Genomic DNA, 15831 nt, shown 5'->3' with positions numbered 1-15831 from the left:
ATGGTATCAATTAACGGATTACCTCCTTCGATTCCTGGCCCCAACCGAGCGAATAAGGCCAACAAAAAGAATGAGGCAAATAAGTCGCAAAACCAGTCACCAGTTAGTCAACCTAGTAAGGTGGCAAACGCGGTGGCCCATTCTATCCGTCACGTTAACGAGTCTGATATTCATAAAGCGCAAGTACAGTATGATCTGCCTGAAGGGCGAGGTCGCAAAGCCATGCAAGAGTACCTCAACGTGTTGAATCAGAACAAGCGCGAGGAACTTTCTCAGATGCTTGGTGTCGATATTTATATCTAAACCGCTACGTAAGTTTAAGTTTTCGATGAATAAATACACATCCCAGCTACTGATCGCCTTTTTGGGCCTGTTTACCCTCAGTGCCTGCAGTACGCTTCCAGATAGCCTTAAATCAGATAACCCTAATATCATCTCTGACTACCAAACTTGGCAAGCGAACCCTGACTCATCAAGTCAAGTGCGCTTGGGTGGTGTCATTGCCAAAGTGACTAACCTTGAGCAGAAAACTCGAATTGAAGTCGTCAACCTACCAATAAGTTCTGCGGGCAAGCCGGATATTAATCAAGAGCCGCAAGGGCGTTTTGTGGCCTATGTTGAAGGTTTTGCTGATCCTGTTACCTTGTCAGAAGGTCGTCTCATCTCGCTGATTGGTGAGAGCAAAGGGCGCGAAAAAGGCTTGGTTGGAGAGTATCAATATGACTTTCCAGTGATGAAAGTCAATGGTCTCCATCTTTGGAGAGTGGAAGAACGGGTTATAGTTCATGAGATAAACAGCTATTTAGATCCCTGTTTTGGTCTCTACTGTCGAGACTCAAATTTTAGCAGCGGATATGGCAAAGTGATCAAAGAAGTGAAGTAATGCGGGTAGAAAGATGTCACAGCATCGATGCCGTGCAGATAGCAACGATAGAATATGGCGAGAGCTCTAACGCGGATGTTTCGTTGCTATTCATCCATGGTTGGTTAGATAACGCCGCCAGTTTTGAGACAGTGATGTCTGAGTTACATGCACTTCAACCCTCATTGCATCTTTGCGCAATCGATTTACCTGGGCACGGCCTTTCGAGCCACAAAGATAGCCACAATTTCTACCCATTTCATGACTATATAGATGATGTTTACCGACTATTGGCTAAGTTATCACCAAACAGACTGGTGTTAGTAGGTCATTCTCTTGGTGCTTTGATTGCAAGTTGCTATAGTGCCGCCTTTCCTGAGCAAATTAGCGGATTAGTTCAGATAGAAGGAAATGGGCCTTTAGCCGAAGAACCTCATTTAAGCGTGTCACGTCTACGCGATGGGGTACTGAGCCGACAACGAATTCGTCGTAAACCCGTTCGCACTTTAACATCGCCGCAACAAGCGATACAAAGACGAGCGAGAGTGAATGACATCGACAGCGATTTAATTGCCCCTGTTGTGTATCGCGGTATACGTCAATGTGATTCTGGTTGGCAGTGGCGGCACGATAGTAAGCTGCAAAGTCAGTCACTGTATCGAATGTCATTCCAACACGCTGACACCTTTCGTCAACATGTCTTGTGCTCACAATTGATTATTCTCGGTGAGCAGGGTTTTGAATCTTTGCAATCAATATCAATCGATGCTCGCGCCTCCACGCAAATAGAGTGGATTCACGGCGGCCATCATTGTCATCTGCAATCTCCTTCTAGAGTATCTAGTCTAATTTTTGGCTTAGTTAACAAAATTTAAACAAGTGTTTGAGTGTTTCGTGCCCAAACCGCCGCCCTGTGCTGTAATAGTCGAGTTTGAAAATAGAGCTTTTCACATTGATGACAGCCAGTTAATTTCGAGGAGTTTTACCGTGGATAAACCTTGGTTATCGCGTTATCCAAGTGATGTGCCAGAGCACATCAACCCAGATCAATACCCATCTTTAGTCGAGATGTTTGAACAGTCAGTACAAAAGTTCGCTGACCAGCCTGCATTTATGAATATGGGCTCGGTAATGACTTTCCGTAAGTTAGAAGAGCGCAGCCGTGCCTTTGCAGCCTACTTGCAAAATGATCTTAAATTAAAGAAAGGTGACCGTGTTGCCTTGATGATGCCCAACCTGCTCCAGTACCCAGTGGCGCTGTTTGGTGTGCTGCGCGCTGGCCTGATCGCGGTCAATGTCAACCCACTTTATACGCCTCGAGAGCTAGAACATCAGCTTAATGATGCGGGGGCAACGACTATAGTGATCGTATCAAACTTTGCCAATACGTTAGAGCAAATCGTTGATAAAACACCCGTTAAACATGTTGTCCTGACCAGTCTTGGTCAAATGTTACCCCGAGCGAAAGGTACGTTAGTCGATTTCGTGGTTAAGTACGTCAAAGGCATGGTGCCAAAATATGACTTGCCGGGTGCAATCTCAATGCGTCAGGCGCTGCATAAAGGTCGTCGTCTCCAGTACGTTAAGCCGTTTATGTCGGGCGAAGATATCGCTTTCCTACAATATACTGGCGGAACGACCGGCGTTGCCAAGGGAGCGATTCTTACTCACCGTAATATGATTGCGAACGTTTTACAGGCTAAAGGCGCTTATGGTCCGGTGTTGTCTGAAGGACGTGAACTGGTTGTGACGGCACTGCCGCTTTATCACGTGTTTGCACTAACGGTGAACTGCTTACTGTTTATTGAAATGGGTGGACAAAACCTACTGATCACCAACCCACGTGATATCCCAGGTTTTGTTAAAGAGCTACAGAAATATCCGTTTACCGCGATTACTGGTGTCAACACGCTATTTAATGCCTTGGTCAACAACGAAGACTTCCATGAACTTAACTTTAGCAAACTCAAGCTAGCGGTAGGTGGCGGTATGGCGGTTCAGCGAGCAGTTGCAGAGCAGTGGAAGAAAACCACAGGTATTCACTTACTAGAAGGCTATGGTCTGACAGAGTGTTCGCCATTAGTTGCTGGCAACCCTTACGATCTTGTCGACTACACTGGCGCGATTGGTTTGCCAGTGCCATCAACAGAAGTGCGTATTGTCGATGATGAAGGTAATCCGCTGGCGATGACAGAAGTGGGTGAGTTGCAAGTCCGTGGTCCTCAAGTGATGCAAGGTTACTGGCAGCGCCCTGAAGCGACTAAGGAAGTGATCAATACTGAAGGTTGGTTGTCTACTGGCGATATCGTTAAATTCGATGACGAAGGGTTGCTGTACATCGTCGACCGCAAAAAGGACATGATTCTTGTCTCTGGCTTCAATGTTTATCCAAATGAGATAGAAGATGTGATCGCTCTACATGGCAAAGTGCTTGAAGTTGCGGCGATTGGTCAGCCTCATGAGGTCTCAGGCGAATTGGTTAAAGTTTATGTGGTCAAGCGCGATCCGAGTTTAACCAAAGAAGAGATCATTGCGCACTGTCGTCAGCATTTAACCGGTTATAAAATACCGAAATTAGTTGAGTTCAGAGAAGACTTACCAAAAACCAATGTGGGTAAGATTCTACGCCGCGTACTGCGTGAAGAAAACGATGCTAAGCTTGCTCAATCTTCCCAAGAGTAACTCAGTTACCTGAGCAAGATAATCTGTTTGATGGTAGAATGCCGACTCATGTAGTCGGCATTTTTTGTTCGCCGCCAAAGACCGCTAATAGTGAGAAGTTAGTGAAATATCAGATTATTACCAAATCCGAACACCTCGACATCGTGATTAATCGTGCACGCGAAGCTGATGTCGTGATGCTAGATACCGAGTTTGTCCGTACCCGCACTTATTATCCGCAATTAGGCTTAATACAGCTGTTTGATGGTCAAGAGCTATCCTTGATAGATCCGACTGTTATCGATGATATGAGCGCTTTTATTCAACTGTTGCAAGATACCTCTGTGTTGAAAGTTCTCCATGCGTGTGGGGAAGATTTGGAAGTGTTTCACAATAGCTTTGGCTGTTTGCCATACCCAATGGTAGACACTCAATTGATGGCTGCTTTCTTAGGCCATGGCTTATCGACAGGCTTTGCCGCACTAGTCGCCGAGTACTTAAACGTTGACCTTGATAAAAGCGAGTCTCGAACGGATTGGCTTGCCAGACCTCTAACCCAGAAGCAATTAGAGTATGCAGCCGCTGACGTCTACTACCTTGAGCCACTATATCAACAACTGTTTGAGAAAATTACCCAAGCAGGCTGGTGGCAAGCGGTCCAGCAAGAAAGCGACTTACTCGCCAGTAAGCGTATTAAGAACCCGAATCCAGAGATGGCTTATCTCGATATCAAAGGGGCGTGGCAGTTAAAGCCGAGTGAGTTAGCGGTGTTGAAGCCATTAGCAACTTGGCGGCTAACCGAAGCGATTCGCCGCGATTTAGCGCTCAACTTTGTCTTTAAAGAAAACGATTTGCTGACCATTGCTCGAAAAGGCGTTCAAAGTCGCCAATTGATGGAGCAAGAGGGGATGGATATGCGCGCTGTGCAGCGTCATAGTGCACGTCTAATCTCATTAGTTAAATCAGCTAAGATGACAACGGCCGATGACTACCCAGAGCCAATAGAGCGCCTGATGGATGCTCAAGGTTATAAACAGACGTTCAAAATCCTTAAAGATGAAGTGAAGAAAGCTTCTCAAACCAGTGGATTGGCGACCGAGTTTTTAGCGTCAAAGAAACAGCTTAATCAGTTCATCAGCTGGGTATGGAAACAAGAACGTAATCCAGCGAAACTGCCTGATGTGATGCAAGGTTGGCGTCTTGAACTCTTTGGTAACAAGCTTAATAAATTGCTTTAAGCGACGGTAACTTGATACAAAAAGGGCTTCCAACTGGAAGCCCTTTTTTAGGTCTAGTGGTTAGCCTGCTAGTACGTCAGTGGCAACCTTGTAACTTGGATCTTCTTTCACGTTGATCTCGACTAAGCTGCCAGCTTTATCGAGTAGCTTACGACAGTCTTGGCTCAAGTGACGTAAATGCAACGTTTTACCTTGCGCTGTGTAACGTTCAGCCAATGTCTCAATCGCTTCTATAGCCGAGTGATCGGTCACGCGCGAGTCAGCGAAGTCAACAATAACGTCTGCGGGGTCGCCGTGCGCATCAAAGATTTCGAGGAAGTTTGCCACTGAACCGAAGAAAACAGGGCCGTGGATTTTATACTCTTTCGAGCCTTCTTGGTTAATGTGCGTATCGGCGTAGATATGCTTAGCATGTTGCCAAGCAAACATCAGTGCTGACACTATCACACCGACAAAGACGGCGATGGCAAGATCGGTCAGGACCGTAACCACAGTAACAAGAATGATAACGAAAAAATCTTGTTTTGGTACGCGACGTGCCAGTTTAAAGGTTGCCCACTCAAAGGTACCGATCACCACCATAAACATCACACCTACTAGCGCTGCAAGTGGGATCATTTCAATAAGAGATGATGCAAACAAGATGAAGAACAGTAGCGCTAATGCAGCAACGATACCAGATAGACGACCACGGCCACCAGAGTTTACATTGATCATCGATTGGCCAATCATCGCACAACCACCCATGGCACCGAACACTGAACAGGTCATGTTTGCCATACCCTGACCGATACACTCACGGTTAGATTGGCCACGACTATTGGTCATTTCATCAAGTACAGTCAACGTCAGTAGTGATTCAATCAGGCCGATAGCGGCAAGAATGATCGCATATGGCAGAATAATTTGTAGCGTTTCTAACGTAAATGGCACCATTGGAATTGAGAACGTTGGTAGTGAACCTGCAAGCGTTGCCGCTTCATCTCCTGACATGGCACGCAAGAAGTCAACCACAGTGCGAGTTTCCAGATCTAAGCCAACAACCAGTGCCGTCACAGTGACAATCGCAGCCAATGATGACGGTATTGCCGTGGTGAACTTAGGTAAGAAATGAATGATTGCCATGGTCAAAGCGACTAAGCCGAGCATCAGAATCATTTGATCTTGTGGTAACCAAGTTAACAGGCCGTTGATGTCTGGCGCTTTGAATTGGCCAAGCTGAGCCAAAAAGATAACGATGGCCAAACCATTAACAAAACCGATCATCACTGGGTGAGGAACGATACGGATGAATTTACCAAGTTTGAATAAGCCTGCAGCAACCTGAAGGATACCTGCAAACATAACGGCGGCGAACAGGTATTGCACACCATGCGTGGCAACCAGTGACACCATGACGACAGCCATCGCGCCAGTCGCACCAGAGATCATGCCTGGACGGCCACCAAAAATAGAGGTGATAAGGCCGACGATAAAAGCGGCGTAGAGGCCGACCATAGGGTCAACACCAGCAACGAAGGCAAAAGCAACAGCTTCAGGAACCAAAGCGAGGGCAACGGTTAGGCCTGATAAAGCATCATTCTTTACAGAGTGTTTAGAAAATTGAGGAAATTCGAACATATTTACTCAGTTTGGCTAAGTGTTTAGAAGTATTCTGAATTGCAACTTGTTGCCACTGGGTAAAAGTGCAATGTAAAAGAGCAGGTGAGCAATAAAACAATTCAGATCGAGTGGGCGCATGCTACAGAAAAGTGTGATTAAGTTCAAGATTGATACAAAGTTTGAGCAATATTTGTGACAAATAGATGTCGCACTTTATATAAGCTTTGTCGGCAATAGACGCTGTGATTGGAATGGGTAATAGTGGTGTGACAAATAAAAAAACAGCCTCTTGTTTAAGAGGCTGTTTAATCGGGTTTACTCAGAGATTTAGTACTGAGGTTTGGTCATTGCTGCGCCCGCTTGACTACGCGCAACTTGACTACCTGCACCACGAGCGTCGTAACGCTCACCTTTAAGCGGTGCTGCCACAACAGTGACCTCTTTGACTTCAGTGTTACCTGAGGCTTTCGCCATCGGTGCTGAAGCGTGACCTTTAAGGTTCGGTGGTAGTACAATTTCTGTTTTCTCAGGCTTGCTAACTTCAACTTTCGTTTCGGCTTGCACTGGCTCAATTTCAACAGAAGCTTGCTCTGTTTCTACCGTTGTTTCTACTGTCACTGCTTCTACTACTGGCTGTACGGTTTCAATCGCAGCTTGTACGGTTTCGACCACAGGTTCAGTTGTTTCAACGGCTTCAACCGGAGCTTCAACGATTGGAGTGATTGGCGCAGTATCAACTACTGGCTCAACAATCGTGTCTTCACGGCGAACAATAACTTTACCCATTGCCATTTCAGGGCACGCGAATCCACCTAACGTTGGGCTCGTCATTTCAGCGTTATCGGCTGCAACTACAGGCTCAGTTTTTGGCTTCTGCTTTGGCGCTGGTTTGGTAATACCGTAACTTGGCATCACTTTACCCATTGCCATCTCAGGAGAAGCAACACCACCTTTGCGAAGGCGGAATGGGTTAGGGCGGCGATCGCGTCCGCGACGGCGTCGCTGGCCACTTGCACGCAGATGACGTGGTGAGCGACGGTTACGACGTTGTTTAGGTTGCTCTTCTGATTCAGCATCTTGTGCTGCTAGCGTTTTCTCTTCAACAGTATCCGCTTTTGCTTCAACTGCGATTTGTTTCGCTTTTTGCTCTGATTCAGCTTGCGCTACCTGATCTTTAACTCGAACTTGCTTCGTCATCTTACGACGTTGGCGACGCTCTTTAATTTTGACCGTTTTCTCTTCAACACGCTCTTTGCGTACTTCAGGTTGGTCACTTTGTTGAGCGTCGGTGGCAAGTTTCAGACCTTCTTCAGCGACTTTGCTTGCTTTGGCATCATCACGCTTATTGCGTGGTTCTTGCTTCGGCTTACGGTTTTGCTGTTTGCGGTCGTTACCTTTCACTTCATCTTGTGTGTCGTCGCGAGGCGACGTTTTACGCTTGTTGTCGCGTTTCTCATCCGGTTTTTCGTTGCGAGTATCGCGGTTGTTACGACGACGATTATCGTTACGAGGACGGCGATTGCGATTGTTGCGGTTACCTTCGCGACGTTCTTCTTTTTCTTTAGGTTGCTGTTCTTCCGGCTGTTTCTCTTCTTCTTTGGCAGAGCCAGACAAGAAGCCGCCTAACGCTTTCAAAAAGCGTGTTACTAGGCCTGGCTGTGATTCTTGCTCTGCAACAGTCGCCGCTTTTTTCTCTGGCGCTTTTTCTGGTGCTTTTGGCGCTATCGCTGTTGGCGCAGGAGCAGATTGACTTGGCGAGGCAAAACCTTTTAACGCTGGTTCTTCCAGACGCTTTGGTCTCGCTTCGCTTTCAACTGGCTCTTTACCTTCCGCTTCCTTCATCGCATCAATCTTTTGCGGTAGAAGATAAGAGAGAAGATCGAACTCTTCGCCATCACGAACACGGACCACATCAAAATGCGGTGTTTCCATGTCAGAGTTTGGAACAACGGTAATCTTAACTTCTTGAATGCGTTCAATATGGTTAACTGAACGGCGTTTTTCGTTAAGTAAGTAAGAAGCGATAGGGACAGGAACAACCGCCAATACTTGGGTTGTGTTGTCTTTGAGTGCTTCTTCTTCGATAAGACGAAGTACAGACAGAGCCAGTGATTCATTGTCGCGAACTACACCGGTACCGGTACAGCGCGGACAGATATGATGACTCGCTTCTGCCAGTGATGGACTAAGGCGTTGACGTGACATTTCAAGTAGACCAAAACGAGAAATTCGGCCAATTTGAACACGAGCGCGGTCCATTCTTACTGAGTCGCGAAGACGGTTTTCAACTTCACGTTGGTGACGGACGGGTGTCATATCGATGAAATCGATAACAACAAGACCACCTAAGTCACGAAGGCGAAGCTGACGAGCAATTTCTTCTGCGGCTTCAAGGTTTGTGTTTAATGCTGTCTCTTCGATATCACCGCCTTTTGTTGCACGAGCAGAGTTGATATCAATAGAGGTTAAGGCTTCCGTTGGGTCAATAACTATTGAACCGCCAGAAGGCAAGCGCACTTCGCGTTGGAAAGCCGACTCGATTTGGCTTTCGATTTGGTAGTGGCTAAATAGTGGTACTTCGCCATCGTATTTCTTCACTCGACTCACGAAGTCAGGGCGAATTAGACGAATATGCTCAAGCGCACGTTCATAAATCGTGTTGCTATCGATCAGGATTTCGCCAATATCGCGACGTAAATAATCACGAATAGCGCGAACAATAACGTTACTTTCTTGGTGGATTAAGAAAGGTGCTGCATTGGTATCGGAGGCTTGTTTAATCGCGCCCCAATGGTTAAGCAACACGTTAAGATCCCATTCAAGTTCTTCAGCGCTTTTACCCACACCAGCAGTACGTACAATCAGGCCCATGCCTTGCGGCAGTTCCAGAGTGCTCAATGCTGCTTTGAGTTGAGTACGTTCATCGCCTTCGATACGGCGAGAAATACCGCCAGCTCGAGGGTTATTTGGCATCAGAACAAGATAGCTACCTGCAAGAGAAACGAAAGTAGTAAGAGCTGCGCCCTTGCTGCCACGTTCTTCTTTTTCGACTTGTACGATTACTTCTTGGCCTTCTTTAAGCACTTCTTTAATGCTTGGACGACCTTGATAAGTGTAACCTTCAGGGAAATATTCGCGGGCAATTTCTTTTAGAGGGAGGAAACCGTGTCTTTCTGCACCGTAGTCAACGAAAGCCGCTTCAAGGCTTGGTTCGATGCGTGTGATACGTCCTTTGTAGATATTTGCTTTTTTTGATTCATGTCCAGGGCTTTCGATATCCAAATCGTACAAGCGCTGACCATCAACCAAAGCAACACGCAACTCTTCTTTTTGAGTTGCGTTAATTAACATTCTTTTCATTGATAGATCTCGTTGTCATTCTTCGTTTTGTGTTCTTATCGTTGCTATCACTATCACGGTGCCTGATCCCATGGCTTAATCAGTGCAGCCTCCCGGCTGGAGGGATGCTCTCGGGCACGTCAGTCTCACAAGCATTTCTCGTACAGCTTGTGAGCCACATTTGTGGCGTTAAAACACTCAACATGATGAGTGATGAGTAGGACGATAAGGTGTTAATTCCAAAAATGTCTTACGCCGTGTGCTGCATTTTGGTAGATTAACGGGCTACTCGATTTTTTGCTCAAATATGAGTTGGTTTGTTTAAAATGCAACCAAATCATAGTTTGCAGGTGTGAACTATAGCAGTACCCACTAAACTCAGCAATCTGCTTTATAATAAAACGCTAAAAAATTCGTTTTTATCATTTATAAGCAACTGTTTTTTCGAGTTAATCGGGCTTCATCTTGATATTTGTAAGAAAATTGATGAATTTCTGTTCGTAGCGGATTTGCAAGCCATTCTTAGTCCGCCAATTTTCCAATATGTTGCGTAGAAAATGTGATTTTGCGCAACTTTGAGTGTTAGAATAAACCCATGAGTGAAATTAGAACGAAAGTCCAGTTCGTCGATATTGACGATGATATGGCGGGTCAGCGTATTGATAACTTCCTACGCAACCAATTGAAAAGTATCCCCAAAAGCATGGTTTACCGAATCGTGCGCAAAGGTGAGGTTCGCGTCAACAAAAAACGCGTTAAAGCTGAGTACAAACTCAAAGCGGGCGATTTGGTCAGAATTCCACCGGTGACGATTGAGGAACAAGCCGATGAGGTTGCTCCGAGCACTAAGCTTAATAAGGTGGCAGAGCTTGAGCATATGATCATTCATGAAGATGATCACATGCTCATTCTTAACAAGCCGTCTGGTACCGCGGTGCACGGAGGAAGTGGACTGAAGTTTGGCGCGATAGAGGCACTGCGAGCATTGCGTCCTGAAGCTCGGTTTTTAGAACTTGTGCATCGTATTGATCGCGATACTTCTGGCATTTTGCTGGTTGCAAAAAAACGTTCGGCGCTTCGTCATCTGCAAGCTCAATTTCGCGAGAAAACAGTCAAGAAATTCTACTTTGCACTGGTTATGGGCGAATGGAAAAGCAGTTGTAAAGTCGTCAATGCGCCATTACTAAAACATGAAGTGAACAGTATTGTGCGAGTCCACCCTAATGGTAAAGCGTCGGAAACACGCTTCAAGATCCTTGAAAAATTTGCTCAAGCGACGCTCGTTCAAGCGAGTCCAATTACAGGCAGAACGCACCAGATTCGTGTCCATAGCCAATATGCAGGTCATCCGATTGCGTGGGATGATCGTTACGGGGACCGACGTTTCGATGCGTACACCAGTAAAGTTGGTTTAGACCGTTTGTTCCTTCATGCGGCTAATATTAAGTTTCAACACCCATCGAATGATGAGTGGATGGAGATCAATGCCCCAATGGAGCCAAAGCTAGAGCAAGCATTAGCCGGATTACGTAAACTTTAACAACGCAAATCGTTGCCTGTAGCGGTGGCAATGACCATCGTCACTAAACAGTGAGTAACGGTTGACGCAAAAACGTCAACCGTTACTCACTGCCTCGCTAAAGCACTTCAAACCCTTGCGATTGCAGCATATCTATCAAGTCGATCAGAGGCAGACCAACTAATGTGTTCGGATCTTTGCCTTCCAAACGCTCAAATAGGGCAATACCTAACCCTTCACTCTTAAAACTGCCAGCGCAGTAGAAAGGTTGTTCTTTATCAACGTAGTGCTCGATCTGTTGTGGACTCAGTGATCGGAAGTGAACCGTAAAGGTATCCATTTTTACCTGAGTTTGTCCGGTGACGCTGTTGTGTAGTGCTAACCCCGTGTAGAACTGAATCGACTGTCCGCTTTGCTGAGTCAGTTGATCAATTGCTTTATCGCGAGTAAGTGGCTTACCGATGATATTACCGTTAATAACGCACACTTGGTCACTGCCAATGACAAGGCTCGCGCCCTCGGTTAGGCAAGATTGGGCTTTTTCCTGAGCTAAACGCTGGACCAGTTCGATAGGAGATTCACCACTAAGTGGTGTTTCATCGCAATCTGGTGACGCAGTAACAAAGGGAATTGCTAGTTTATTGAGCAATTGCTGACGATATGGTGACGTAGAAGCTAAAACTAGTTGGTAATTTTGCATTTTAATTTACAATCGAATCATGAGTTAGAACGAGATTGATCGATATTATCGCTTTGATACTAACTCCGAAACTGATAAGGAAAAAAAGTCTAACTTTTTCCCCTTTTTCTTTGACTCTAAACGATTTGGAAGATAGAATTCGCGCCCTATGCAAAAGGTAAAAATACCGCGTACGATAGATCCTACACGCGCTGCTCAAAAGCGACTTGATGTTGAAGGTATTATTCAAGTCAGTCTCTTTAAGCGTTTAGAGGAATCAGTCGAAGGCGTTAAACGCGACGCCCAAGTGTCACTGTCATTTGACTTAGATGAGCAGCGACTCGTTGTTATCTCTGGTAAAGCTAACATCGTAGTCGACTTAGAGTGTCAACGCTGTAATGAGGTTTTCGCACATCAGTGCGATGTCCAATTCACTTATACACCGTATCACGGTGAAAAGACTGATGAGGAAGCACCGGAAGAGTACGATTTGGTAGATCTGAACGAGTACGGTGAGTTAGACCTAATTGAGTTAGTTGAAGACGAGTTCATTTTAAATTTGCCTCAAATAGCAATGCACGATGAAGCGGACTGTAGCGTTAATCCAGATAATATGGTGTTTGGTGATATTCCAGAAGAGATTGTGGAAGAGCAGAAACCGAATCCATTTGACGTTTTAAAAAGCTTAAAGAAGTAATTCTTTAAGAACTTACATAGGAGTAGGGTCAATGGCCGTACAAAAGAGCAAGAAATCACGTTCAATGCGTGGTATGCGTCGTTCACACGATGCCCTAACTACAGCAGCACTTTCTGTAGACGCAACTTCAGGTGAAACTCACCTACGTCACAACGTAACTGCAGAAGGTTACTACCGTGGCAAAAAGGTTATCAACAAGTAAGGTTGACCTTTGCACAATATAACCGTTGCACTTGATGCAATGGGCGGGGATTTCGGTCCTCGCGTCACAGTGCCTGCCGCCGTGCAGGCACTGTCGCATTTCCCAGAGCTAAAAGTGACCCTAATTGGTGATCAAGCTTCGATCACATCTCAATTATCTTCTCTTGGTTATCAGTCTGATACTCGTTTGAGTATTGAGCATACTGACCGAGTGATTTCCAACTCAGAAAAACCTTCCCTCGCGCTTAGAAATAGTCATGGTAGCTCTATGGGCACCGCAATTGACTTGGTCGCTGCCAATCAAGCTGATGCTTGCGTAAGTTGTGGCAACACTGGCGCATTGATGGCGTTATCCCGTTTTAAATTGAAACTGCTCCCTGGTATTGAACGCCCCGCGCTTACCACTGCTTTGCCGACGGCATCGGGCAACCGAACTTGGATGTTAGACTTAGGTGCTAACGTTTCTAGTGACGCCGATTCGCTGTTTCAATTTGCCGTCATGGGCAGTGCATTAGCTGAGCAATACCTGCAAAGACCGCCGAGAGTGGCAATTTTGAATATTGGCGCAGAAGAAATAAAAGGCAATGATCTTGTCAAGCGCTGCGCAGAAATGTTATCTCAAACTCAATCGGTCAATTTTGTTGGCTATATTGAAGGTAATCAGTTACTCCACGATGCCGCAGACGTTGTTGTTTGTGATGGTTTTGTGGGCAATGTGTGCCTTAAAACATGTGAAGGTACTGCTCAGCTCTTTATTGACAAGCTAAAATCAAGCATGATGGCTTCATCGATAAAGGGTTGGATTGCAAGAAAATTATTTTCTGAGCTATTTAACGAGCTAAAAACATTGAACCCCGACCAGTATAATGGCGCAAGTTTGCTAGGATTGCGCGGCATTGTCATAAAAAGCCACGGAAGTGCTGATGTAGACGCAGTCATCAACGCGATTGGTGAAGCACTGCATGAGGTCAAACGACAAGTACCCACCCGTATTAGTGATCGTTTGGAAGCGGTTTTACTCGAGAGGCATTATTAGTCTTCATGTATAGCAAAATTTTAGGTACTGGCAGCTACCTGCCATCTCAGGTGCGTACTAACGCAGATCTAGAGAAAATGGTAGATACCAGTGATGAGTGGATTGTCGCTCGCACGGGTATTAAAGAGCGTCGTATTGCTGCTGAAAACGAGACAGTTGCCGACATGGGTTATATCGCTGCAAAAAATGCTATCGAAATGGCAGGTATTGATAAGAATGCGATTGATTTGATTATTGTCGCAACAACCAGCAGCAGCCACACGTTTCCCTCTTCTGCATGTCAAGTTCAAGCCAAACTTGATATTCAAGGGTGTCCTGCATTTGATCTGGCAGCCGCGTGTTCAGGGTTTGTTTATGCCTTGTCTGTTGCCGATCAACATATCAAATCGGGTATGTGCAAAAATGTGCTAGTTATCGGCGCTGATGCTTTGTCTAAAACTTGTGATCCTACCGATCGCTCAACCATTATTCTGTTTGGAGATGGTGCGGGTGCGGTGGTGGTTGGTCAAAGTGAAGAGCCAGGTATCATCTCAACTCACATTTATTCAGATGGTCGATTTGGCGAATTGCTTAGCCTACCTGTGCCTATTCGCGGTCAAGATGCGAATAAATGGTTACATATGGCGGGTAATGAAGTCTTTAAAGTGGCGGTTACTCAATTGTCGCGACTGGTAAAAGATACGCTGGCTGCCAATGGTATGCATAAGTCTGAATTAGATTGGCTGGTTCCACACCAAGCAAACTATCGCATTATCTCAGCGACAGCCAAAAAGCTTTCAATGTCGCTTGACCAAGTGGTTATCACGCTACATAAGCACGGCAACACTTCAGCGGCGACAGTGCCAACGGCACTCGATGAAGCCGTGCGTGATGGTCGAATTCAGCGCGGGCAAACTTTGTTGCTTGAAGCATTCGGTGGCGGATTTACTTGGGGTTCAGCATTGGTTAAGTTCTAACCTTCAGCAGAATAATTACAATTGAAGGTGCCAGTATTGGCATCTTTTCTTTGTTCTCTTTTATGAAAGAAAATGGTTTAAGGAATAGATAATGAGCAAGTTTGCTATCGTATTTCCAGGTCAAGGTTCTCAAGCAGTTGGCATGCTAGCGGAGCTTGGCGAACAGTATGACGTAGTTAAACAAACATTTGCTGAAGCGTCTGACGCTCTTGGCTATGACCTTTGGGCTTTGGTTCAAAATGGTCCTGCTGAGGATCTTAATCAAACGCATCGTACTCAGCCAGCATTACTAGCATCATCTGTTGCTATCTGGCGCGTTTGGCAAGATCTTGGTCTAGAACAACCGGCTAACCTAGCGGGCCACAGTTTAGGCGAGTACTCAGCACTAGTGTGTGCTGGTGTGATTGACTTTAAACAAGCGATCAAACTGGTTGAACTGCGCGGTCAGTTAATGCAAGAAGCGGTACCTGCAGGTACTGGTGCCATGTATGCCATCATCGGTCTTGACGACAGTGCGATTGCTAAAGCGTGTGAAGACGCAGCTCAAGGCGATGTTGTTTCGCCAGTCAACTTTAACTCACCAGGTCAGGTGGTGATTGCGGGTAGTAAAGCCGCCGTCGAACGCGCGGGTGCATTGTGTAAAGAAGCGGGTGCAAAACGTGCTTTACCGTTGCCAGTTTCTGTTCCTTCCCACTGCGCATTAATGAAACCTGCGGCAGATAAGCTTGCCGTGGCGCTTGAAGAGATTGAATTTAATGCCCCTCAGTTGCCTGTCATCAATAACGTTGATGTGATTGCAGAGACGGAACCTGCGAAAATTAAAGATGCGCTTGTTCGTCAGCTATACAACCCAGTACGTTGGACTGAAAGCGTACAGCTAATGAGTGATCAAGGCGTAGAAAAACTATTAGAGTTGGGCCCAGGTAAAGTTCTGACAGGCCTGACTAAACGTATCGTGAAGACACTGAGTGGCGCTGCTGTGAACGATATCGCTTCGTTAGACGCTGCAAAGTAACTTACAGATCATAGGAAAGAAGAACA

The 15831-nt window shown here is 45.8% G+C and carries 14 protein-coding genes; 11 read left to right on the top strand and 3 right to left on the bottom strand.

What is annotated here, in order from left to right:
• From BS19_RS01465 to rnd, 5 genes are all read left to right on the top strand, one after another.
• Complete coding sequence (locus BS19_RS01465; protein WP_038172898.1) at window positions 1–303, top strand: hypothetical protein; 303 nt, start codon at window positions 1–3, stop codon at window positions 301–303.
• A gap of 25 nt (window positions 304–328) precedes the next feature.
• Window positions 329–883: a Slp family lipoprotein gene (locus tag BS19_RS01460; protein ID WP_038172897.1), complete on the top strand. Its 555-nt coding sequence runs from the start codon at window positions 329–331 to the stop codon at window positions 881–883.
• The gene (locus tag BS19_RS01455) at window positions 883–1737 is read left to right on the top strand and encodes an alpha/beta hydrolase (protein WP_038172896.1); all 855 of its coding nucleotides are present in this window, start codon (window positions 883–885) and stop codon (window positions 1735–1737) included. The genes BS19_RS01460 and BS19_RS01455 overlap by 1 nt, the downstream gene beginning before the upstream one ends.
• Before the next feature lie 112 nt (window positions 1738–1849).
• The gene (fadD, locus tag BS19_RS01450) at window positions 1850–3544 is read left to right on the top strand and encodes a long-chain-fatty-acid--CoA ligase FadD (RefSeq protein WP_038172894.1); all 1695 of its coding nucleotides are present in this window, start codon (window positions 1850–1852) and stop codon (window positions 3542–3544) included.
• Between the two features lie 101 nt (window positions 3545–3645).
• Window positions 3646–4761, top strand: coding sequence for a ribonuclease D (rnd, locus tag BS19_RS01445; RefSeq protein WP_038173069.1), 1116 nt, complete (start codon window positions 3646–3648; stop codon window positions 4759–4761).
• Between the two features lie 60 nt (window positions 4762–4821).
• Here rnd and BS19_RS01440 read toward each other — a convergent pair whose 3' ends face one another.
• Complete coding sequence (locus tag BS19_RS01440; RefSeq protein ID WP_038172893.1) at window positions 4822–6381, bottom strand: SulP family inorganic anion transporter; 1560 nt, start codon at window positions 6379–6381, stop codon at window positions 4822–4824.
• 309 nt (window positions 6382–6690) lie between these two features.
• Window positions 6691–9723 carry a ribonuclease E gene (gene rne / locus BS19_RS01435; RefSeq protein WP_038172891.1) on the bottom strand — a complete coding sequence of 1011 codons (3033 nt, stop codon included), beginning with the start codon at window positions 9721–9723 and terminating at the stop codon, window positions 6691–6693.
• 574 nt (window positions 9724–10297) lie between these two features.
• On the opposite strand from rne, the gene rluC reads away from it, so the two are divergent.
• Window positions 10298–11242, top strand: coding sequence for a 23S rRNA pseudouridine(955/2504/2580) synthase RluC (rluC, locus tag BS19_RS01430; RefSeq protein ID WP_038172890.1), 945 nt, complete (start codon window positions 10298–10300; stop codon window positions 11240–11242).
• Window positions 11243–11339: 97 nt separating this feature from the next.
• Here rluC and BS19_RS01425 read toward each other — a convergent pair whose 3' ends face one another.
• A complete protein-coding gene (locus BS19_RS01425) occupies window positions 11340–11921 on the bottom strand; it encodes a Maf family protein (RefSeq protein ID WP_038172888.1) in 582 nt (193 codons plus the stop codon).
• A 148-nt stretch (window positions 11922–12069) separates the two neighbouring features.
• Here BS19_RS01425 and yceD point away from each other — a divergent pair, with 148 nt between their 5' ends.
• The 5 genes from yceD (at window position 12070) to fabD (ending at window position 15805) form a co-directional block, all read left to right on the top strand.
• On the top strand, window positions 12070–12597 hold the full coding sequence (gene yceD, locus BS19_RS01420) for a 23S rRNA accumulation protein YceD (protein ID WP_038172887.1): 528 nt from the start codon (window positions 12070–12072) through the stop codon (window positions 12595–12597).
• Between the two features lie 31 nt (window positions 12598–12628).
• Window positions 12629–12799: a 50S ribosomal protein L32 gene (rpmF, locus tag BS19_RS01415; protein WP_004414666.1), complete on the top strand. Its 171-nt coding sequence runs from the start codon at window positions 12629–12631 to the stop codon at window positions 12797–12799.
• Between the two features lie 9 nt (window positions 12800–12808).
• On the top strand, window positions 12809–13834 hold the full coding sequence (gene plsX / locus BS19_RS01410; protein ID WP_038172885.1) for a phosphate acyltransferase PlsX: 1026 nt from the start codon (window positions 12809–12811) through the stop codon (window positions 13832–13834).
• A 5-nt stretch (window positions 13835–13839) separates the two neighbouring features.
• Window positions 13840–14790, top strand: coding sequence for a beta-ketoacyl-ACP synthase III (locus BS19_RS01405; protein ID WP_038172884.1), 951 nt, complete (start codon window positions 13840–13842; stop codon window positions 14788–14790).
• Window positions 14791–14881: 91 nt separating this feature from the next.
• The gene (fabD, locus tag BS19_RS01400) at window positions 14882–15805 is read left to right on the top strand and encodes an ACP S-malonyltransferase (protein WP_038172883.1); all 924 of its coding nucleotides are present in this window, start codon (window positions 14882–14884) and stop codon (window positions 15803–15805) included.
• Window positions 15806–15831 lie beyond the last annotated feature (26 nt).

Source organism: Vibrio pacinii DSM 19139 (assembly GCF_000711795.1).
In the GTDB taxonomy this organism is placed as follows: domain Bacteria; phylum Pseudomonadota; class Gammaproteobacteria; order Enterobacterales; family Vibrionaceae; genus Vibrio; species Vibrio pacinii.
Note: the sequence above shows the minus strand (reverse complement) of the source record. Positions and strands in the feature narration are given on the sequence as shown.